Source organism: Gluconobacter wancherniae NBRC 103581, assembly GCF_007988885.1.
In the GTDB taxonomy this organism is placed as follows: domain Bacteria; phylum Pseudomonadota; class Alphaproteobacteria; order Acetobacterales; family Acetobacteraceae; genus Gluconobacter; species Gluconobacter wancherniae.
Map to the genome: position 1 here is coordinate 229,976 of NZ_BJUZ01000002.1, position 19,942 is coordinate 249,917.

Genomic DNA, 19,942 nt, shown 5'->3' on the forward strand with positions numbered 1-19,942 from the left:
CGGGTCTAGCCTCTTTCGCTATGTCAATGATCTCGCTCGCTTATGATGCTCTGAAGCGCACGCCTGTTGCGGAGGATCCGTTCCCGCATGTGGTTGTTCCACATTTCATCGGGAATGATGATCTGCAAACAGTGGTGTCTGAACTGCCAGAGATGGCATCCGGGGGATCTTTTCCGCCGGAATCTTTGAAGCTGACACCGAATGTGGCGGCAATGATCAATGAGTTGCAGGGACCGAAGCTCAAGGCTCTGATTGCAGAGAAATTCGGGCTGGATCTGCTGGATGCGCCGACGATGCTCACGGTTCGTGGCCGGACGCGTGAGAAAGACGGGCGGATTCATCGGGATTCCGAGGCAAAGCTGGTCACTGTCCTGCTTTATCTCAATCCCCGTGGCGAGGACTGGACGTCTCGCGATGGGTGCCTGCGTCTGCTGCGCGGGCCTGATGACGTGGAAGACTATGCGGTGGAAGTGGTGCCGGCTGAAGGAACGCTTCTGGTGTTCCCCAATGGGCCAAAAACCTGGCATGGACATCGGCAGTTTGTTGGCACGCGCTATGCCATTCAGCTCAATTATATGGCGACGGGACGCAAGGCACAGTACGAACTGGGCCGTCACCGTCTTTCGGCGCTTGTGAAGCGCTTGCCTTTTTCAGGCTGATTACACTTAGGGAACGGAAGAGAACATGGGTTATCGGGTTGCGGTTGCGGGCGCCACGGGAGCGGTGGGGCGCGAACTGCTGCGAATTCTGGCAGAGCGTGATTTCCCGGTAGATGAAGTGGTGGCGCTTGCGTCTCCGCGTTCAGTTGGCCGTGAAATTTCTTTCGGGGAGAAGAAGGTTCTCAAGGTGCAGAACCTTGAGACGTTCGATTTCACTGGCTGGGATCTTGCACTCTTTTCGCCGGGTGGCGAGGTTTCTGCCATCTATGCACCCAAGGCTGCTGCTGCCGGTTGCGTGGTGATTGACAATACATCCCACTTTCGGATGGAGCCGGGTATTCCGCTGGTAGTACCAGAGGTGAATGCGAAGGCGCTTAAAAAGGCTCGTCGCGGCATCATTGCCAACCCGAACTGCTCCACGGCCCAGATGATGGTGGCGCTTAAGCCGCTGCATGACCTGTTCAAGATCAAGCGGATCGTTGTTTCGACATATCAGGCTGTTTCAGGCGCGGGTAAAGACGGAATGGATGAGCTTTTCGCTCAGACCAAGGGCACTTTCGTCAACGATCCGCCGACCATTGCGCAGTTTACGAAGCAGATTGCCTTCAACGTTATTCCGCATATCGACCGTTTCATGGAAGATGGTTCGACCAAGGAAGAGTGGAAGATGGCGGTTGAGACCCGTAAGATCCTCGATCCGGATATTCAGGTCATGGCGACCTGCGTTCGCGTTCCTGTTTTCATCGGTCATTCGGAAGCCATCAGCATCGAATGCGAAAAGCCGGTTGATCTCAAGAAGGCCCGCAATGCATTGCGCAAGGCTCTGGGTGTGATCCTGCGTGACGAGCGCGAAGACGGTGGATATGTCACGCCGATCGAGACGGTTGGGGAGGATGCGACTTATGTTTCGCGTCTGCGGATTGATCCGAGCGTTGAGAACGGTCTGGCTCTGTGGTGTGTGTCGGATAATCTTCGCAAGGGTGCTGCGCTCAATGCTGTGCAGATTGCCGAAAGTCTGGTTGAGCAGGACCTGCTGAAGGACGGTGTTCTTCTGCCGCCGAAAGTCTGACCACATGAGTAATGTCCGGACAGAAAGTGTTCTGCAGGAAAATGAAGGCATTGAGCGGCTTGAGCTTGATGCGCTTCTTGGGCGTCTGCTTTCTTCCCAGAAGGCAGCACTGGACCGGGTGGAGGAAGCTCTTCCGGACATTCACAGGGCAGTTGAGGCTGCTGTGCCGCGTCTTCGGGCAGGCGGACGCCTGATTTACGGTGGGGCCGGGACATCTGGGCGCATTGGTCTTCAGGATGGTGTGGAGCTAACACCAACCTTCGGTTTGGCGCCGGAGCGGCTTGTCCTCCTGCTGGCCGGTGGCGCTGGGGCCACGACCCAGGCCGCAGAGGGTGCAGAAGACCGCGAAGATCAGGCTCGGCTTGATCTGGAAGCACACCACCCGACAGCCAATGATGTTGTTATCGGCATCGCTGCGAGTGGTAATACGCCTTATACGTGCGCTCTGCTGGGCGCGGCGCGGGCGGTAGGTGCGCTGGCCATCGGTGTGGCCGGAAATGCTTCATCGCGTTTGTTGAATGAGGCAGATATCGGTATCTGTATCCCGACCGGCGCGGAAGTGCTTGCAGGTTCGACGCGAATGGCTGCGGGAACTGCCCAGAAAGTCGTGCTTAACCTTTTTTCCACAGCACTGATGACGCGTCTTGGGCATGTCTATCGTGGGCGCATGGTGGATATGAGGATCAGCAACGACAAGCTTCAGGCCCGTGCGGAGCGCATGGTATTCGAGTTAGCTGGTGGGGAGCCAACTGAAATTGTGGAGGCCCTGCGTTTGGCGGGAGGGAACGTCAAACGTGCTGTTCTGTTGCGCAAAGGGGTAGAGCAGGCCCAGCTTGAAGACCTGTTGCTGGCGCATGATGGTGATCTGCACAGGGTCCTTGCGACGCTGTGACGGTCAATGGGCTGCGCTGGGCGCTGGGACTCATGAGTGGCACGTCGCTTGATGGCGTTGATGCGGCTTTGATCGAGACGGACGGGGAACAGATCAGCCGTTTCGGGCCGTCATTGACGCTGCCATATGATGACGCTCTTCGGGTGCGTATCCGCAGTCTTTTGGATCGTGCCGAGGGCGTGGCGGAAGATGAACCGGAACTCCTTGCAATAGAGCGGGATCTGACCTTTCGTCATTGTGAGGCAGTTGCTGAATTGCGCCTACGGGCGCCTGACATCGTGCCGGCAGTTATCGGTTTTCACGGTCAGACCATTCTTCATCAGCCAGAAAATGGACGCAGCTGGCAGATTGGTGACGGCGCGCTGTTACAGGACCGATGCGGTGTTCCAGTAATCTGCGATTTCCGCGCTCGTGATCTGGAGCAGGGGGGAGAAGGTGCGCCACTCGTCCCAGTGATGCATGCGGCGCTGTTGCGCCACCATCCGGAAGCATGTGCCGTTTTGAATATTGGCGGCGTGGCAAACGTCACCCTTTTGGGGCCACTTGCGGAGGGGACTCGAGAGATATGGGCATGTGATACCGGGCCAGGAAATGCGCTGCTGGATGACTGGGCGTTGAGGTATACCGGTATTGCGTGTGATTTTGATGGTGCTCTGGCGCAGAAAGGGTGTGTTGATGGGCATGTGTTAGCCGCGCTGTTGTCGCTGCCTTATTTCACACGTCCGATGCCAAAGTCGTTGGATCGCCTCAGTTTTCATCCACAGGCCATGGCGCTGGTTGAGAGTTTATCGGCTGAGGATGGTGCGGCGACACTCGCGGCCTTTACGGTCGAAACTATTGCACGAACCCCGATGGCGTTGACGCCGGAACGCTGGTTTGTAGCGGGTGGCGGGCGACACAACCCGGTACTGATGGGTGGCCTCAGGAAGCGGTTGGGAAGTGTTGAGGATGTGGATGTTCTGGGCTGGGATGGGGACGCGCTTGAAGCGCAGTGCTTTGGTCTTCTGGCAGCCCGGTTCCAGAGAAACCTACCGTCTTCCTGGCCACAAACCACAGGGGTAAAAAACCCCTGTGTCGCGGGTAAGGCTGTCATCTGAGGCGTGAATCAACCCAGAGTGCTTTTAGCTCAGACGGGGGCCAGTTCTGCCCATCCGGTCTCCGGACGATCGAGGTGTTTCAAGAGATCCCGGTCGCTGGTGTTGGTCAGGTCTTTGGTGAGTGTTTTGAAAAGCTTTTTGGTGGTTGGTTTATCGAGGTGATCGCGGATATCGTGAAGTGCCTGAGGTGGCGCAATCAGAAACACACCTTCAATATTCGTGTCCCGGGCAGCCACGTTGATGTGGCCTGCGAGATCATGCGCAAAACGCACTTTCAACTGACTATGCGGATCTGAATGTGGTGCTTTGATTGAGCCTACATCTTTCTCGGCGTTTGAGCCCTTATGAAGGTCAAATCTTTCGAGGGTGTGTAGTTCTGAACCTTCAAGTTTCAGAAAGCGGGCTTTTTCGCCATCTGCGACGACATACAGTACGGGGTCTTGGGTAGCCATGATCTGATCTTTCGGAAAATTTCAGTCTCTGTGGCTAAAACGACTGGTTAGGAGGTCAGTTGCCGGAGTTTATGGCGCGGGCAAAATTGGTGTTGCGAAATTCGCGGAAAATAGCCGTTTGAAGGTGACAAAATATTTTTTTGAAATTTTTGCATTTTTTCTGTTGATCGAATCCATTTCTGTGCCAATCTCTCAATCAGACCCATGGAAGACTTTCCTTCTGGGTCTAAGGAGGCAAGTATGGCTCTGACGAATACTCTAATGCCGTATGTTGGTCCGATTGGCGCCGCTCTGGCGGTGTTTGTCTACGCGGCTTCCCGAGCACAGATGCAATCTAGAATCAGCCCAGCCCGCGTGCGGCATCGACGATAGCGTCCCGAAAGGGACGCGCATCTCGCGGTTTGATTTTTTGACCAGAAGTGCCTCGCCCCATATTAAAAGGCATTATGGCTTTTACCTTCAAAACTCCTAGCGTTGCAGTGCCCTCTAAGGGCCGCACCGGTATTCTGCTCCTGAATCTTGGTACGCCTGACGATACCGGCTACTTTGCTGTGCGGCGTTATCTTAAGGAGTTTCTCTCTGACCAGCGCGTCATAGAGAGTCCGCCATTAATCTGGCAGCCTATCCTCCAAGGGATTATTTTAACGAAACGTCCGTTTGCCAGCGGCGCGAATTATGCGCGCATCTGGGACAGGGAAGAGAATGCATCGCCTTTGCGCGTCTTTACACGCAGACAGGCCGAGAAGCTCTCTGCACGCCTCGAAAAGGATGGAATTCCTGTAGCTTGGGGAATGCGCTACGGCCAGCCGTCCGTGAAGGACGCTTTGACGAGTCTGATGGATCAGGGTTGTGATCGCATCATCAGCATCCCGCTTTATCCGCAATATGCGGCGGCTACGACGGCTACCGCAAACGATCAGCTCTTCCGTGCCCTGATGCGCCTGCGCCGTCAGCCAGCAGTTCTGACGATGCCCTCTTTTCCAGACCACCCGCTTTTTATCAAAGCGCTTCAGACATCCGTTCGGGAAACACTGGAAAGCCTCCCTTTCAAGCCGCAGCAAATCGTCGCTTCGTTTCACGGCCTTCCCAAGACCTGCATCGATAAGGGCGATAGCTATCGGGATGAATGCGTCAGGACCATCGTTGCTCTGCGTCAGGCGCTGGATCTCCGGGAGGAGCAGATGCCGCTTACGTTCCAGTCCAGGTTTGGGCCTCTGGAATGGATCCAGCCATATACTGCGCCCTTCGTATCCGCATTGCCAGCTCAGGGCATTACAAAGATAGCGGTTATCATGCCTGGGTTTATGACGGATTGCATTGAGACGCTTGATGAAATCGGCAATGAACTTCGGGAAGAATTCATGGCTGCAGGCGGTGAGGAATTTGCAATCGTACCCTGCCTTAACGATTCTGAAGGTGCGATTGATCTTTTGGAGGAGCTATCACGCTCTGCACTTAAGGGTTTTCAGTTCAGCTGATGGACTAAAAAGGCCGGAAATAAAAAACCCCTGCATTCTGCAGGGGTTTTTTTTATGCCTTTAATGCTGCGGTGCGGGTTCACCAGACGCCGGTGTGGCCGGGTGTTCAGCATCGTACCACTGTGATTTCTGGGCTACCGAAGCGGCGTCATGGTGCGTCTGCCACCAGCTTGCGTTCGGGTCTGCCGGGTGTTCCTTATCCCACAGAGCTGCTTTTTCACGCAGGTTCTTGCGATACTCATGGCGGGTATACATACCGGTCGCACAGCCACCCAAAGCGCCAAGGACGCCATGATGGGCGAGATGTCCGCCAACAGCGCCAACGGCACCATATTTCAGGCATCCACCCGGCTCAGCCAGCGCAGGAGTGGCTGAAAGCAGGGCTGCGATAGCGAAAAGGGATCGCGTAGTGCGGGTCATTGTCATGTCCTCCAATGAGGGTTTCCTGCACATAGCAGGAGACCAACCTTCCTTCAGGACATAAGCGTGTTGCGGGTTCGTTTCAATCTGATTGCTTGAAAAGTAGGAAAGAGGGTTGCGCCTGAGCGCGGGTTGCTCTAGATATATGGCACTGAGCCACAGATCAAAAAGTGATTTTGGTTCAGAAAATAACGGCACAGACGATTTTGTACGGGACGGAGCTTAAGGCTGCGTCCCTTTTTTTGTGCGATTTTTCAGGAGGTCTTGCGATGGATCTTTCGGGTTTCCTGAATGACATCCCGGCCCGGTACGAACTCTGGGTCGCTCTTTTCATCATCACCTGCAAGCTGCTGACGGTTTTTGTCCGCCCACCAAAAGACGGTTCTCCTTGGGCAATGCCGTTCCAGATGATTTCACTGCTGGCTCTCAATATCGGGTGGGCTGCGAACAGGCTTCAGACTGGGCGCTCCAAGAATGCCATGCCCGGAAAATCAGCCAAGCTGACGCAGTCTTCTGATGCTGCGGGCGTGGGGCTGGGGTCGGCCAACACCAAATCCTGATCAGTTTTAGTCAGGAATATTTTCGAAAAAATTTTGAAGGCAAAAAGACAAATGACAGCAATCTCCTCAATCAACAAATCTGCTCTTCTGAGCCAGCGTAAGACAGGCACGCGCTGGACAATTGCCGACGCGCTGAAGATTCATGCAGATGATCCGACCACGACTATGCCGCTGATTGATTATGATTTTCCCGTCATCGATTCTGATGTCTGGCAGTGGGATACCTGGGCTCTGCGTGACATTAACGGCCGTACGGTGACCTTCAAAGGATGGTACGTCATGTTTGCCCTTGTCGCGGATCGTGCCGCTACGGGCAACACAGTTGAAGGCTGGCACAGCCGGAACAATTTTTCCTATATTGGTTTTTATTACAGCCGCACGGGCAATGGTTCCGATTGGAAATTTGGCGGTCGTGTGATTCAGCCGGGTGCAAACAAGCGCGACTGGGAGTGGTCTGGCTGCGCAGTGATGCGCGAGAATACAACCAACGTAATCGATCTCTTTTACACTTCGGTCAACGGTACACCCGCACAGTCTGTTCCGTCACACACCGCAGGCCGCATTCTCGCGGATGATAACGGCGTGTGGTTTGAAGGTTTCGATGTCTGCACGGACATGTTTGAAGCCGATGGCGTGAATTACGCTAATATTGCAGAAGATCAATATTGGGATTTCCGTGATCCGCATGTGTTCGTCAATCCGGATGACGGTAACATCTACGCATTGTTTGAAGGCAATGTTCCGGGCATGCGCGGGCAGTACACCATCGATTCTGACGAGATGGGCAATCTTCCTCCTGCCTCGACTGTGCCGGCTGGTGCCCAGTATGGCGCTGCCGCGATCGGCATTGCGCGTCTTGTTTCTGATGCGAACAGTGGTGATTTCTCGCGTTGGGAAATGCTGCCCGCGCTCGTGACGGCTCTGGGCGTGAATGACCAGACAGAACGTCCTCATGTCGTGTTCCAGGATGGTCTGACCTATCTGTTCACCATTTCCCATCATTCCACGTTTACAGGGAACAGTACCGGCCCTGATGGCGTGTATGGTTTTGTGTCGAGGAATGGTATTTTTGGGCCTTATGCACCGCTGAATGGCTCGGGTCTGGTTCTTGGAAACCCGAGTGATGCTCCTTACGAAACCTATTCACACTTCGTCGATCCAGCCGGATATGTGCAGTCCTTCATTGATACACTTCCACAGCCAGGCACTGTCGATCCGGGTAATCCGCAGACATATCGCATTGGCGGAACACTTGCTCCAACTGTCCGTATTGTTATGGAAGGTGAGCGTACGTTCCTGACGGAAGTGCACGCCTTTGGAAGTATTTTTGCACAGGTAGCATGGCCGGTTTCATCGGCATTCGACACGCGTTCCTGAGTAAAATTCAGGCTCGAAAAATTATGGTTCGGGCCTGATATTCAATGCGCCTTCTTATGAGGGCGCAGACAGCGAAATGGTGCCTCGTTTATTTTACTCTCAGTCATTTAATATAGCTGGGGTTATATTTCCTGCTGGATATTGAACGGTTTTTTTAGCAAGCGGGGCACCATACGCTGCGCGGATTATATCCTACTGATAAGAAATTCCTTGTCTAAATTTGGTATTATCGATTCGAATGATTAGTATTCTGAATTGGTCGGTACATTGATTTTATGTGTTATACTATACTTTTTAAGAGATCATGTCATCTGTACATTGAAAATGTAGAATTTATTTTCGGCGATGCAGCTTGCGCGCTTGCTTTCAGGCAAGGTTAGCTGGGTGTGAGTAGGGCATCGCTCTCACATGGAAATATCAATTATTTTTCAGGAAAGTATGCGCTGCTCGATAAAAAGTGCTTAGCTTTTTATCGGCTGGTCGGAGTGAGAGGATTCGAACCTCCGGCCCCTGCGTCCCGAACACAGTGCTCTACCAGGCTGAGCTACACTCCGGCCGACGGCGCTTCTCCTACGCCTGTTCAGCCGGGTGTGCAAGAGGTGTAGCCAATTTATGCCAGAGAAATTATCACTCTGGTGGGATGATGCCAGGACCACAGAACTTCAATAGCCCGACCTGTGACGTTCCACAAAGGTAGTAACCCTACGCCGCCATCGGAGACCGGCACCCGCGAGTCAGCGGAATTGTCCCGATTATCCCCCATAACGAAAAGACGACCAGAAGGCACAGTAAACGGCGCAATATCGTCCAGTTGTCCATTCTCCTGCATTTTTAGGATTTTATGGTGATGGTTGCCAGGCAGTGTCTCGTCGTACTGCTCTGCAGTTTGCCAGATACCTTTGGAACTTTCCTCACGGAACGTACCTTCGTCTTTCCATGGGAGCATTGTTCCGTTGATCAGAACTCGGCCGCCTCGGAGTTCTATACGATCCCCTGGAAGGCCAATAACACGTTTGACCCAAGTATCCTTTGGGCTGGCTGGAGCGCGGAAAACGATAACGTCTCCACGGGAAGGCATGTGGCCAAAGAGGCGTGAATTACCACCTTCAGGACTGTGCAGGAGATTCCCGAAAGGAAGGTTGGCGGTACTGAAGCCGTATTGAGGGATCACTACGCCAATATGATCCCCGATCATCAAAGTGGGTTCCATTGAAGCAGACGGGACGGTGTAACTCGCCGCAACGGCAGAATGAATCGACAGTGAAAAAACCAGAGCGCCACATATGGAAAGGGCGTTCTGAAGGGCATTTCGCAGGGTCATGACTGCTTCTCCTCTGGCAACACGATGCCATGAGGGGAGAGCAGAGCAAGTTAATCTCACGCAAGGATGCGTCAGGGAAAAACGGGTGATCCGTCATATTGCGGATCACCCAAAGAAAAAACTTCAGAGAGCTTTTTCAAGTTCCGGGAGGATCGTGAAGAGGTCACCGACGATACCGTAATCAGCAACGCGGAAGATCGGGGCTTCAGGGTCCATATTGATGGCCACGATAACGCGGCTGTCTTTCATTCCAGCAAGATGCTGGATCGCGCCGGAAAGACCCAGTGCAATGTACAGCTCTGGCGCAACGATCTTACCGGTCTGGCCAACCTGCATTTCATTGGGCGCAAAGCCGGAATCGACCGCTGCGCGAGACGCGCCGATTGCAGCACCCAGTTTGTCTGCAAGTGGTTCAAGCAGCTTGAAGTGCTCTGCGTCCTTCATGCCTTTTCCGCCAGAAACAACCACTCGGGCAGATTCTAGTTCGGGGCGATCGGACTTGGACAGTTCGACCCTTACAAAGCGGGAGAAATCTTCGGTTGCGGGAGCATTGAGCGTCTGGATTGTGGCAGAACCACCTTCTTTTGAGACGGGATCAAAGCTGGAGCCACGAATCGTCAGGACCTTGATCGTGTCGCTGGAGCGCACGGTTGCGAGTGCGTTTCCTGCATAAATCGGTCGGACGAAAGTATTTTCATCCTTGATTTCCACAACTTCCGGGATCGGCTGCACGTCCAGAAGGCCTGCAAGGCGGGGCAGGATATTTTTGCCACCCGCCGATGCCGCTGCAACGACGTGACTGTATCCCGAGGTATGTGCTGCCAGCAGTGCGGCTGCGGGTTCGGCCAGATCATGCGTCAGGGAGGCGGCACTTAGAACGTTTCTGACGCCGGGAAGACGTGCTGCGGCTTCGGCGCCTTCGCCTAGAACGATGACATCGACGTCACCAAACCGGGAGGCTGCGGCGACCGCTGAGCGCGATGCCTGACGGACTTCACCATGCTCGATTTCGAGCAGAACAAGAGCGGTCATCAGATCACCTTCGCTTCTGTCTTGAGCTTTTCGACCAGTTCGGCCGCGCTGTTGAGCTTGACGCCTTCTTTGCGTTCCGCCGGCTCAGCAACGGAAACAATCGTCAGGCGTGGGGCGAGATCAACACCGAGATCTGCTGCGTCCAGCGTTTCCAGTGGCTTCTTGCGTGCCTTCATGATGTTCGGCAGGGACGCGTATCGAGGCTCGTTCAGGCGTAGATCCGCCGTGACAACCGCAGGAAGCGCGAGCGAAATCACTTCGGTGCCACCATCGATTTCGCGCGCGATTTCAGCGCGACCATCTGCAATCGTGACGGCACTTGCGAATGTGCCTTGGGGCCAGCCCAGTTTTGCTGCCAGAATCTGGCCAGTAGCGTTCATGTCGTCGTCAATCGCCTGCTTGCCCATGCAGACAAGACCAGGTGCTTCGCGCTCCACGATGATTTTGAGAAGACCTGCAACAGCCAAAGGCTCAAGCGTCTCATTCGTACGGATCAGGATTGCGCGATCTGCGCCCATTGCCAGAGCTGTTCGGAGTGTATCCTGAGATGCCTGCACACCGATGGATACGGCCACAACTTCCGTAGCGGCGCCTTTTTCACGAAGTCGTACGGCTTCTTCGATTGCAATCTCGTCGAAAGGGTTCATGGACATTTTCACGCCCTGAGTTTCGACACCGCTACCATCGGCCGCTACACGTACCTTGACGTTGTAATCGACCACCCGTTTGACTGGAACCAGAACCTTCATCGTCATCTTTCGCTGCTGTCGCCGCTGGAAAATCGGACGGCATCGTAACCCCGGTTGCTGCGAAAGTCACACCCGGGGCAGGTTACCGTCGTTTGGTGCAGGCTTGCGCTACATGCCTACCGGGTAATTAGGGCCGCCGCCGCCCTCGGGGGTGCACCATTCGATATTCTGCGTGGGGTCCTTGATATCACAGGTTTTGCAGTGAACGCAGTTCTGCGCGTTGATCCGCAGATTCCACTCTGTTCCATCCTGCTCCTGTTCGTACACGCCAGCCGGGCAGTAACGGCTCTCCGGCGAATCAAATACATCATGATTCACGGTGCGCCAGATGGATTGATTCCGCAGCTTGAGGTGTACTGGCTGGTTCTCTTCGTGGTTCGTGCTGCTCAGGAACACTGAGCTTACCCGGTCAAATGTCAGCTTGTTGTCAGGCTTCGGGTAGGCAATTTTTTTACAGAGAGCTGCAGGCTTGAGTGTCTCATTATCTGCATGTGGATGATGCAGGGTCCAAGGCGTGCGACCCCTGAAGATCATGCTGTCGATCCCGGAATACAATGCACCGAGTTTCATCCCCCATTTCGAGAAAGCCGGGCGGATATTGCGGACATCGCGCAGCTCTGACCAGAGCCAGGAGTCTTTCACGAGAGCCGTGAAGGTTGAAGCCTCGGTAGTATCTTTTGTGAGTGCCTCAGCTACGGCTTCTGCGGCAAGCATGCCGGACTTCATGGCTGTATGCGTGCCCTTGATTTTAGGGACGTTCAGGAAGCCAGCGGAATCGCCCGCCAGAACACCGCCGGGGAAACTCAGGCGCGGAATGGACTGGAAACCACCTTCCGAGAGGGCGCGGGCGCCATAGATGATGCGCTTTCCGCCCTCAAAATGCTTGCGAAACGCAGGGTGCAGCTTGGTCCGCTGCATCTCTTCGAATGGGGAGAGATAGGTGTTTGCGTAATCGAGACCTGTGACGAAACCGTAGCTGACCAGGTTTTCGCCGAAATGGTAAAGCCATGCGCCGCCATAGGTGTGATCGTCCAGCGGCCAGCCGAAGCTGTGCTGAACCAATCCAGGGCGATGGTTCTCTTTGGGAATTTCCCAGACTTCCTTGATGCCCAGAGCGTATGTCTGTGACTCTACACCCTTCCGAAGGCCGAAGCGCTGCATGGCATGAGCACTCAGGGAGCCTCGTGCGCCTTCTGTCAGGATGGTTTGTTTTGCGCGCAGGATCATACCGGGGGCAAAATTGCCACCCTGCGTTCCGTCACGTTCAATTCCCATGTCGCCTGTAATGATGCCGGCAACGCGGTTGTTCTCAATCAGGAGTTCAGCGCCTGAGAATCCCGGATAAATCTCGACACCGGCCTCTTCAGCCTGCTCTCCCAGCCAGCGGCACACTTCACCGAGCGACACCACGAAATTTCCGTGATTGTTCATATGAGGCATCACGCGGTCCAGCGCGGGTATATTAATGGCGCGATGGGGTGTGAGATAGAGCATGTGCTCTTCTGTCACGGGCGTACGGAGGGGCGCGTTGCGATCACGCCAGTCAGGGAGGAGTTCTTCCAGTGCGCGAGGCTCTATGACCGCGCCCGAGACAATGTGCGCGCCGATCTCGCTGCCCTTTTCAATCAGGCATACGGATGTTTCGGGCGCGATCTGGCGCAGGCGTATTGCTGCGGCCAGACCGGCAGGACCGCCACCGACCACCACAACATCGAATTCCATTTCTTCGCGTTCGATTTGGGTCATGATGTCAGGAACTCGCTGATGTTGTGCATGAGAGGCACCTCAGGGGCGCCGTGTGAAAGTCCAGTAGAAAGGGAAACGTCCTTCCCGGAAGGCCTTGGCCTCATAGCGCGTGGGGGACCAGCCCTCCGGGCGCTCTGTCGCTGGTGGCGGCGCGTCAAACAGGTCCTGATTGCCCATCACTTCAGTGACCCACTCCTGATAGACAGGATGATCACTTGCGACGCGCCATACAGCACCGGGCTTCAGGACGCGCGCCATCTGTACGATGTTTTCCGGGTGTACGAAGCGGCGCTTCGCATGTCGGGCCTTGGGCCACGGATCTGGAAACATCAGATAGGCCTGATCCAGACTTTGATCTGGAAGGTCCCGCAAAAGAATGCGGGCATCTTCGGGCCAGATCCGGAAATGCGGCGGTGGGACGGCGTTTTCTTCCTCGCCTTCCGGCACAAGCCGGGAGAGCAGGGAGCATAATCCGTTCTCGAAAACCTCGGAGGCGATATAACCGACATCCGGGTTTAGTTCGGCCTGGCCAACGGCGTGTTCGCCACCCCCAAAACCGATTTCGAGAAAAACGCGCGAAACCGCGTCGGAAAAACCTGCATGCGGGTTTTTCGGCGTGGCCAACGTGAGACGTGGCAGGGCCTTCTCAAGAAGTGCCTGCTGTCTTGCCCGGAGCGGATGACCGCGTTGGCGGCCGTATAGCCGCTCCGGCTGAGGTTTAAGAGACTGTGTCAGGGTCTTACCTGTTCAGTGCGCTGCGGAGGGTGTCCACCAGGTCCGTCTGTTCCCACGTGAAGTTGTCACGCGCGAGATCAGGAACGCGACCGAAATGGCCATATGCCGAGGTCTCGGTGTAGATCGGACGGTTCAGGCGCAGGTGCTTGCGGATGCCGCGCGGAGAAAGATCAACGGTTTCGTTGAGGATTTCGCCCAGACGATTTTCATCCACATCCTTGCCCGAACCGTCGAGGTCAACATAGACCGAAAGCGGCTTGGAGACGCCAATGGCGTAGCTGAGCTGGATGGTGCAACGGTCTGCAAGACCTGCTGCAACAACGTTCTTTGCAAGATAGCGTGCGGCATAAGCTGCCGAACGATCCACCTTCGTGGGGTCCTTGCCAGAGAATGCTCCGCCACCGTGTGGTGCTGCGCCGCCGTATGTGTCCACGATGATCTTGCGGCCGGTGAGGCCTGCATCGCCGTCCGGGCCACCAATCACGAAAAGGCCGGTTGGGTTCACGTAGAACTCGTGCTCAGGGCACATCCAGCCTTCCGGCAGGACTTCGCGAACAACTTCACGAAGCATTTCGCGGATCGTGTTCTGGCGCATTTCTTCAACATGCTGCGTAGAAATCACGACAGACGTTGCGCCGACCGGCTTGCCGTCTACGTAGCGCAGGGTGACCTGGCTCTTCGCGTCCGGCAGAAGGCCAACACCGCGGGCGTCGCCGTTCTTGCGGTAGTCACGGATACGCTCGAGGATTGTCTGCGCGTAATACAGAGGCGCTGGCATCAGGTGCTCGGTTTCACGCGTGGCAAAGCCAAACATGATGCCCTGATCGCCTGCGCCTTCATCCTTCTCGCCGCTGCTATCAACGCCCTGGGCGATGTGAGCAGACTGTGCATGAAGGTAAGATGTGATGTCGGCCTTCTTCCAGGAGAAACCTTCCTGGTCGTAGCCAATGTCCTTGATGGCCTCGCGTGCGCGGTCGATCAGGGTGTCTTCAACAGCCTTGGGGCCACGGACCTCGCCTGCCAGAATGACGCGATTGGTCGTGACCATCGTCTCACAGGCGACGCGGGCTTCCGGATCCGCCTCAAGGTAAGCGTCCAGCACGGTATCGGAAATACGATCCGCTACCTTGTCGGGGTGACCCTCGGAAACGGATTCGGAGGTGAAAAGGAAATCGCCGTGATTGCGCACTCAGGGACCTCGCAGGGAATGAGTGGTGAAAAGGGCCGCAAATCGCCATTTCTGGCGGAGCTACGGCGTCAGGGAACGCACGGCTTGGCCGAATTGAGCCTGTGGGTCAAGACCCAGTCACGATATGGGATCCTCCATCCGCCTCTCTGAGGCAGCTTTCCGTCCTTGGAATACCATGAACGCCGCTATGTATCAGGTGCCTCTGTTGCGCCTTTTAAGACGAGAGACCGACTCGATTTTCAAGGCATGAACGGACAATCAGCGCAGGGCGTCTGCCATGCTGTATAGTCCGGCCGGACGACCGGAGAGCCAGCGTGCAGCCATGAGAGCGCCCCGCGCGAATACGCGGCGATCAAGTGCGCGATGGGACAGGGTGATCTGTTCGTCTGCGGCTAAAAGCACCAGATCATGCTCGCCAACAATCTGGCCCCCACGCAGGGCCGCAAAGCCGATGGCTCCGTCTGGACGGAGCCCGTTTGCATCCATTCTTGCCACGTCTTCGAGCTTTACGCCTCGACCTTCTGCCACCGCACGTCCGATGGCGAGGGCGGTTCCTGAGGGGGCATCCAGTTTCTGGCGATGGTGCGTCTCGACGATTTCCGCATCGTATTGCGGTAGACCTGCACCGAGTTGTTTTGCAAGGTCCAGAAACAGCGTTAGCGCGGGCGAAAAATTGGCGGCCTGCAGGACGGGGATGCGTTTGGCGGCCTCATGCACAGCAGCCTGCGCTGTGGCGTCAAGGCCGGTCGTCCCCAGAACCCAGGCGCATCCCGCATCTGCAAAAATACGTGCATGTCCTACAACATTCGCTGCATGGCTGACGTCAATTGCGACATCACACGAGCATGCAAATTCTGCCGCATCGTTCGTGATGTTGCGTGCTTCATCCGCTGAACGGGAAAGCCCGACCGAGAGCGCACTTCCTGCCTCCTCGGCACAGAGGGAGCCCAGTCGGCCAGTGATGCCGGCGATGCCGATGCGTGGGGTCTTCATGGGTGTGTCATGGCCTCAAGGACGATAGAGGGCAAGGCTTCAGTGGTTTCGGGCATCAAAACGTGCGCGTGCTGTCTCGATTTCCGAGCGATGGGCAATGGCCCATTGCCCAAAAGACTCCATGATGATCCAGAGCGAATGCCCGAGCCTTGTCAGTTCGTAATCCACGCGCGGAGGAGTGCTGGGGGTTACGGTGCGGAGCACTAGGCCGTCGCGCTCCAGATTGCGCAGGGTCAGTGTCAACATTCGCTGTGAAATGCCTGTAATGCCGCGGCGCAATGCGCTGAAGCGCTGGGGGCCGCTTCCCATCATCTTGACGATGAGAACGCTCCATTTGTCGCCGGTTCGTGCCAGAATGGCTCGCACTGTTTCACAGTCATTGGTGTTGTGTGGCTGTGCCTGTGTTGGTGCACTGATTTCGGTGGCGCTAACATCCATGTGCCTATGGTTCCCTCATGTGCCTTCTTGCGGCCATACGCAAAAGGTTCCTTATGTGATGCTGGTTACGATCAGGAACCGGAAGTGAAAAGATGAAACTGCTACAAATCGATTCGAGCATTCTGGGTGGCTATTCTGCCAGCCGCGTTTTGACAGCCGCTATCGTGGCGCATTACCGCGCGCAAAACCCGGATCTGGATGTTGTCTATCATGACGTCGCTGCCGAGCCTCTTGGCCATCTGACGTCTGCCTGGTTGCCAGGTCGTAGTACGGAACTGCCGGAAGACCCTGTGGCCCGCAAGGATGCGGAGCTGAGCCAGTATGCGCTGAAGGAGTTCCTGTCAGCAGATGTCCTCGTTATTGGCGCGCCAATGTATAATCTGGGCATTCCGAGCCAGCTCAAGACATGGCTCGACCGCATCATCGTCGCCGGTCAGACATTCCGCTATGGCCCGAACGGCGTTGAAGGCCTGGCTGCCGGAAAGAAGCTGATCCTCGCTGTTTCGCGTGGTGGTGTCTATTCCGAGGGCTCTCCGGCTGCTGTTCTCGAACATCAGGAAAGCTACCTGAAGGCCGTCTTCGGCTTCATGGGAATCACGGATGTGACCGTCATTGAAGCCGAAGGTCTTGCGGCGAATGGTGGTGCGGACCGCGCCCGTATTCTGGAAGACGCGCAGCGCCAGATCGCTGCGCTCTAACGCCTGAACTCAGGCTGTAAGGCCGGTATCAGGGCCGAATGTCTCATAGCGCAGACGTTCGGCAGGGATGCCGGCTTTTTGCAGACCCGTGATCATATCCCGCATGAAACCAGCCGGACCACAGACGTAACAGGACGCGCCTTGTGGGACGAATGAGGCGGCCCATGTTGCGCAGGGGCGCCCCTCGCTGGCTGTAAGCCGCGTTTCTACGCGGATGCGCCCATTCGATGCTGCAGACAATTCAGCAATACGCGCCGCAAAAGGTGTTGCCTGTGCCGAGTGGGCGATCTGAACGAGCGTGACAGGGGCGCTAGACGGGTCTTCTGCAATAAGTTCGAGCATGGGCAGAAACGGTGTGATCCCGATGCCCGCACATAGCAGCGTCATAGGAGCAGATCTGTCTGCCGGAAGTGTAAAATTCCCCGCAGGCGGTGAGAGGCGCACAACATGCTGTACGCAGTCTGCGCTGTTCAGCCAGCTTGAAACAATACCTCCCTCAACATGCCTAACGCTGATTCGGTAGCCATCAGTGCCGGGTGTGGAGGTGATGCTGTAGTTTCTGCGTGTCTGGCCATGACCCGGCACATCCAGATCTACACCCAGCGCCTGGCCCGCCAGCGCCTTTATGACTGGCTTGCCATCTACCGGCTTGAGGTGCAGTGAGGTGACCCCTTCGCATTCCTGCGTCGTGCTCGTGATCGTAAAATCCCGCCATCCGGTCCAGCCGCCTGCGGCATGAGTGCTGGCGTCATAGATCTGATGTTCACGGCCGATCAGGATATTTGCGAGAGCCCAGTATGCTTTTCCCCACGCATCCAGAATTTCCGGCGTGGCTGCATCACCCAGAACCTGTGTGATTGCACCGATCAGGGCGGTTGCCACATGCGGGTAGTGTTCTGGCAGGATTTCAAGGCTGGCGTGTTTTTGTGCAATGCGTTCAACGGCGCTGCCCAGAACGCCCAGATCATCGATATGTCGTGCATAGGCAAGAACGGCCATTGCGAGGGCGCGTGGCTGGGCCCCGCTAGCCTGATGAGTGGGATCAAACATCTCGCGGATCGCTGGATCGGCCAGTAATCTCCGATACATTTCCGATGTGATGTCCAGCCCATGGGCTTCGAGTGCCGGGATGGTGGCTTTGATGATGGCGACCGTCTCTGGCGTCAGCGCACCGCTGGAAGATGGGGAAGACATACAGAACCTCATAAGATGTATATTAAATACACCTTATTAAACGTGACACGTTTCTGTCAATCTGGCAGAGACTCGCTTATGCGCCTGACTGTTCACACGGATTATGCACTGAGAACGCTGATTTTCCTCGGAACTCAGCCGCAAACACGCGTCTCCATCCGCGACATCGCACAGGCTTACGGCATTTCGGAAAATCATCTGGTCAAGGTGGTGCACCGGCTGGGGCAGGGTGGTTTCATCCACACGATGCGTGGGCGCGGTGGTGGCATTCTGCTTGCAAGGGACGCAAAGGACATCTGTATCGGCGAAGTGGTCCGATATACCGAAGATGACATGGCGCTCGTGGATTGTGATGGAAAAAACGCCAATGGAAGGCCCTGTGCGCTCCGGCCCGCCTGCGTTCTGCGTGGAGCACTGCGCGAGGCGCTGGGTGCATTTTTGGCTGTGCTAGACCGCTATACGCTTGCGGATCTGCTGACTGGCCAGGAAGCTCAGCTCTTCGGGCTGCTGCCTTCGGGCGAGCTTAAATAGTCTTCAAAAAAAGCAACTCTCCGCCCCGGTGTCCCGAAGCGGAGAGTTTTGCTGTCCTTAGCGGCCTTCGAAAAAGTCGCGGACCTTGGAAAAGAAACCGGCGCTTTCGGGGCTGGCTTTTGCATGGTCGCCGCCTGCCTCCTGCTCAAACTCCTCAAGAAGTTCGCGCTGGCGTTTCGTCAGGTGGTGCGGTGTTTCCACGGATACCTGAATGTACATATCGCCACGAGCAGACGAGCGGAGCACGGAAAAGCCCTTGCTGCGCAGACGGAACTGCTCGCCAGTCTGTGTTCCCGCAGGAATACGAACCTTCGTCCGGCCTCCGTCAATAACGGGAACTTCCACTTCCGTACCCAGTGCAGCCTGCGTCATGCGAAGCGGCACGCGGCAATAGACGTTTGCCCCGTCGCGCTGGAAAATCTGATGTGTCTGAACCGAGACATGCACATACAGATCGCCCGGCTGTACGCCTTCGCCACCAGCTTCACCCTTGCCTGAAAGGCGGATGCGGGTCCCGTCCTCGACACCAGCGGGGATATCGATGTCGATCGTTTCGGTTTTGGCCTGCGTGCCTGCGCCATGACAGACTTTGCAGGGATTGCTGATGGTCTTGCCTGAACCATTACAGGTAGGGCAGGGGCGCTCGACGAGGAAAAAGCCCTGCTGCGCGCGGACCTTGCCTGCGCCATGGCAGGTAGGGCACGTCGAACTGCCAGCATTCGGGTCCGCCGAGCCGCTTCCGTGGCAGGATTCGCACTTGACGCGGGTCCGCACTTCAACAGGCTTGGAAACGCCGGAAAACGCTTCTGTCAGGCTGATCTCGACCTGCACCTGAACATCTGCGCCGCTACGACGTCCACCGCCACGGCGGCCACCCATCATGTCGCCGAACATCTGGTCAAAGATGTCGCCCAGTCCGCCGCCACCGAAACCGCCAAACCCGCCGCCCATGCCACCGGGTCCGCCGCCTTCGAAGGCATCGTGACCATACTGGTCATAGGCCGCGCGCTTCTGATCATCCTTCAGGATGTCATAGGCTTCGTTGATTTCCTTGAATTTGTGCTCGGCAGCATCATCACCAGGGTTGCGGTCCGGATGAAACCGCATTGCCTGTTTGCGATAAGCCTTCTTGAGGTCATCCGCAGATGCTGTGCGGGTAACCTCCAGAATTTCGTAATAGTCGATTTTCGTAGCCATGGACGGTCCTTATCGCGAGGGCCGGAAACAAGAACGGCGCCCACCCCCTTGCGGGAACGGGCGCCCGTAGAGAAACAGTCCGGGCGGGCCTTTATGGCCTACCCGGAATAGTCGC

At 56.0% G+C, this 19,942-nt stretch carries 21 protein-coding genes and 1 tRNA gene; 9 read left to right on the forward strand and 13 right to left on the reverse strand.

The window, feature by feature from the left end; genetic code table 11:
- The first annotated feature begins 20 nt into the window (after nucleotides 1-20).
- The 4 genes from GWA01_RS08120 to GWA01_RS08135 are packed head-to-tail and all read left to right on the forward strand — an operon-like array spanning nucleotide 21 to nucleotide 3,717.
- Nucleotides 21-659: a 2OG-Fe(II) oxygenase family protein gene (locus GWA01_RS08120; RefSeq protein WP_146796125.1), complete on the forward strand. Its 639-nt coding sequence runs from the start codon at nucleotides 21-23 to the stop codon at nucleotides 657-659.
- Nucleotides 660-684: 25 nt separating this feature from the next.
- Complete coding sequence (locus tag GWA01_RS08125) at nucleotides 685-1,728, forward strand: aspartate-semialdehyde dehydrogenase (protein WP_146796128.1); 1,044 nt, start codon at nucleotides 685-687, stop codon at nucleotides 1,726-1,728.
- Nucleotides 1,729-1,732: 4 nt separating this feature from the next.
- Entirely contained in the window at nucleotides 1,733-2,620 is an 888-nt protein-coding gene (locus GWA01_RS08130) for an N-acetylmuramic acid 6-phosphate etherase (protein WP_146796131.1), read from the forward strand.
- Between the two features lie 11 nt (nucleotides 2,621-2,631).
- The gene (locus GWA01_RS08135) at nucleotides 2,632-3,717 is read left to right on the forward strand and encodes an anhydro-N-acetylmuramic acid kinase (RefSeq protein ID WP_146797664.1); all 1,086 of its coding nucleotides are present in this window, start codon (nucleotides 2,632-2,634) and stop codon (nucleotides 3,715-3,717) included.
- 29 nt (nucleotides 3,718-3,746) lie between these two features.
- Here GWA01_RS08135 and GWA01_RS08140 read toward each other — a convergent pair whose 3' ends face one another.
- Entirely contained in the window at nucleotides 3,747-4,169 is a 423-nt protein-coding gene (locus tag GWA01_RS08140) for a host attachment protein (protein ID WP_146796134.1), read from the reverse strand.
- A 446-nt stretch (nucleotides 4,170-4,615) separates the two neighbouring features.
- Between GWA01_RS08140 and hemH the strand changes: the two genes are divergently transcribed.
- A complete protein-coding gene (gene hemH, locus GWA01_RS08145; RefSeq protein WP_146796137.1) occupies nucleotides 4,616-5,647 on the forward strand; it encodes a ferrochelatase in 1,032 nt (343 codons plus the stop codon).
- 60 nt (nucleotides 5,648-5,707) lie between these two features.
- Here the strand turns inward: hemH and GWA01_RS08150 are convergent, their stop codons facing one another.
- The gene (locus GWA01_RS08150; protein WP_371858432.1) at nucleotides 5,708-6,067 is read right to left on the reverse strand and encodes a hypothetical protein; all 360 of its coding nucleotides are present in this window, start codon (nucleotides 6,065-6,067) and stop codon (nucleotides 5,708-5,710) included.
- 269 nt (nucleotides 6,068-6,336) lie between these two features.
- On the opposite strand from GWA01_RS08150, the gene GWA01_RS08155 reads away from it, so the two are divergent.
- On the forward strand, nucleotides 6,337-6,627 hold the full coding sequence (locus GWA01_RS08155; protein ID WP_186819515.1) for a hypothetical protein: 291 nt from the start codon (nucleotides 6,337-6,339) through the stop codon (nucleotides 6,625-6,627).
- A gap of 51 nt (nucleotides 6,628-6,678) precedes the next feature.
- Nucleotides 6,679-8,004, forward strand: a complete 1,326-nt coding sequence (locus tag GWA01_RS08160) for a glycoside hydrolase family 68 protein (RefSeq protein ID WP_146796142.1) — start codon at nucleotides 6,679-6,681, stop codon at nucleotides 8,002-8,004.
- 477 nt (nucleotides 8,005-8,481) lie between these two features.
- On the opposite strand, the gene GWA01_RS08165 is transcribed toward GWA01_RS08160, so the two are convergent.
- From GWA01_RS08165 to GWA01_RS08205, 9 genes are all read right to left on the reverse strand, one after another.
- Nucleotides 8,482-8,558: transfer RNA gene (locus GWA01_RS08165), tRNA-Pro, on the reverse strand.
- A gap of 56 nt (nucleotides 8,559-8,614) precedes the next feature.
- A complete protein-coding gene (gene lepB / locus GWA01_RS08170) occupies nucleotides 8,615-9,325 on the reverse strand; it encodes a signal peptidase I (protein ID WP_146796144.1) in 711 nt (236 codons plus the stop codon).
- 123 nt (nucleotides 9,326-9,448) lie between these two features.
- On the reverse strand, nucleotides 9,449-10,357 hold the full coding sequence (locus GWA01_RS08175; protein WP_146796147.1) for an FAD-binding protein: 909 nt from the start codon (nucleotides 10,355-10,357) through the stop codon (nucleotides 9,449-9,451).
- Nucleotides 10,357-11,106, reverse strand: a complete 750-nt coding sequence (locus tag GWA01_RS08180) for an electron transfer flavoprotein subunit beta/FixA family protein (RefSeq protein WP_146797667.1) — start codon at nucleotides 11,104-11,106, stop codon at nucleotides 10,357-10,359. The genes GWA01_RS08175 and GWA01_RS08180 overlap by 1 nt, the downstream gene beginning before the upstream one ends.
- 108 nt (nucleotides 11,107-11,214) lie before the next feature.
- Entirely contained in the window at nucleotides 11,215-12,852 is a 1,638-nt protein-coding gene (locus GWA01_RS08185; protein WP_146796150.1) for an electron transfer flavoprotein-ubiquinone oxidoreductase, read from the reverse strand.
- A gap of 39 nt (nucleotides 12,853-12,891) precedes the next feature.
- A complete protein-coding gene (trmB, locus tag GWA01_RS08190) occupies nucleotides 12,892-13,587 on the reverse strand; it encodes a tRNA (guanine(46)-N(7))-methyltransferase TrmB (RefSeq protein WP_146796153.1) in 696 nt (231 codons plus the stop codon).
- 4 nt (nucleotides 13,588-13,591) lie between these two features.
- Nucleotides 13,592-14,776, reverse strand: coding sequence for a methionine adenosyltransferase (gene metK, locus GWA01_RS08195; RefSeq protein ID WP_146796156.1), 1,185 nt, complete (start codon nucleotides 14,774-14,776; stop codon nucleotides 13,592-13,594).
- A gap of 258 nt (nucleotides 14,777-15,034) precedes the next feature.
- Complete coding sequence (gene dapB, locus GWA01_RS08200; RefSeq protein WP_146796160.1) at nucleotides 15,035-15,769, reverse strand: 4-hydroxy-tetrahydrodipicolinate reductase; 735 nt, start codon at nucleotides 15,767-15,769, stop codon at nucleotides 15,035-15,037.
- Nucleotides 15,770-15,808: 39 nt separating this feature from the next.
- Nucleotides 15,809-16,207, reverse strand: a complete 399-nt coding sequence (locus GWA01_RS08205; RefSeq protein WP_146796163.1) for a winged helix-turn-helix transcriptional regulator — start codon at nucleotides 16,205-16,207, stop codon at nucleotides 15,809-15,811.
- A 92-nt stretch (nucleotides 16,208-16,299) separates the two neighbouring features.
- Between GWA01_RS08205 and GWA01_RS08210 the strand changes: the two genes are divergently transcribed.
- A complete protein-coding gene (locus GWA01_RS08210; RefSeq protein ID WP_146796166.1) occupies nucleotides 16,300-16,905 on the forward strand; it encodes an FMN-dependent NADH-azoreductase in 606 nt (201 codons plus the stop codon).
- A gap of 9 nt (nucleotides 16,906-16,914) precedes the next feature.
- On the opposite strand, the gene GWA01_RS08215 is transcribed toward GWA01_RS08210, so the two are convergent.
- On the reverse strand, nucleotides 16,915-18,099 hold the full coding sequence (locus GWA01_RS08215; protein ID WP_146796169.1) for a globin domain-containing protein: 1,185 nt from the start codon (nucleotides 18,097-18,099) through the stop codon (nucleotides 16,915-16,917).
- Nucleotides 18,100-18,177: 78 nt separating this feature from the next.
- Here GWA01_RS08215 and GWA01_RS08220 point away from each other — a divergent pair, with 78 nt between their 5' ends.
- On the forward strand, nucleotides 18,178-18,630 hold the full coding sequence (locus GWA01_RS08220) for an RrF2 family transcriptional regulator (RefSeq protein WP_146796172.1): 453 nt from the start codon (nucleotides 18,178-18,180) through the stop codon (nucleotides 18,628-18,630).
- 57 nt (nucleotides 18,631-18,687) lie between these two features.
- Here the strand turns inward: GWA01_RS08220 and dnaJ are convergent, their stop codons facing one another.
- Nucleotides 18,688-19,827, reverse strand: a complete 1,140-nt coding sequence (gene dnaJ, locus GWA01_RS08225) for a molecular chaperone DnaJ (RefSeq protein ID WP_146796175.1) — start codon at nucleotides 19,825-19,827, stop codon at nucleotides 18,688-18,690.
- Nucleotides 19,828-19,942 lie beyond the last annotated feature (115 nt).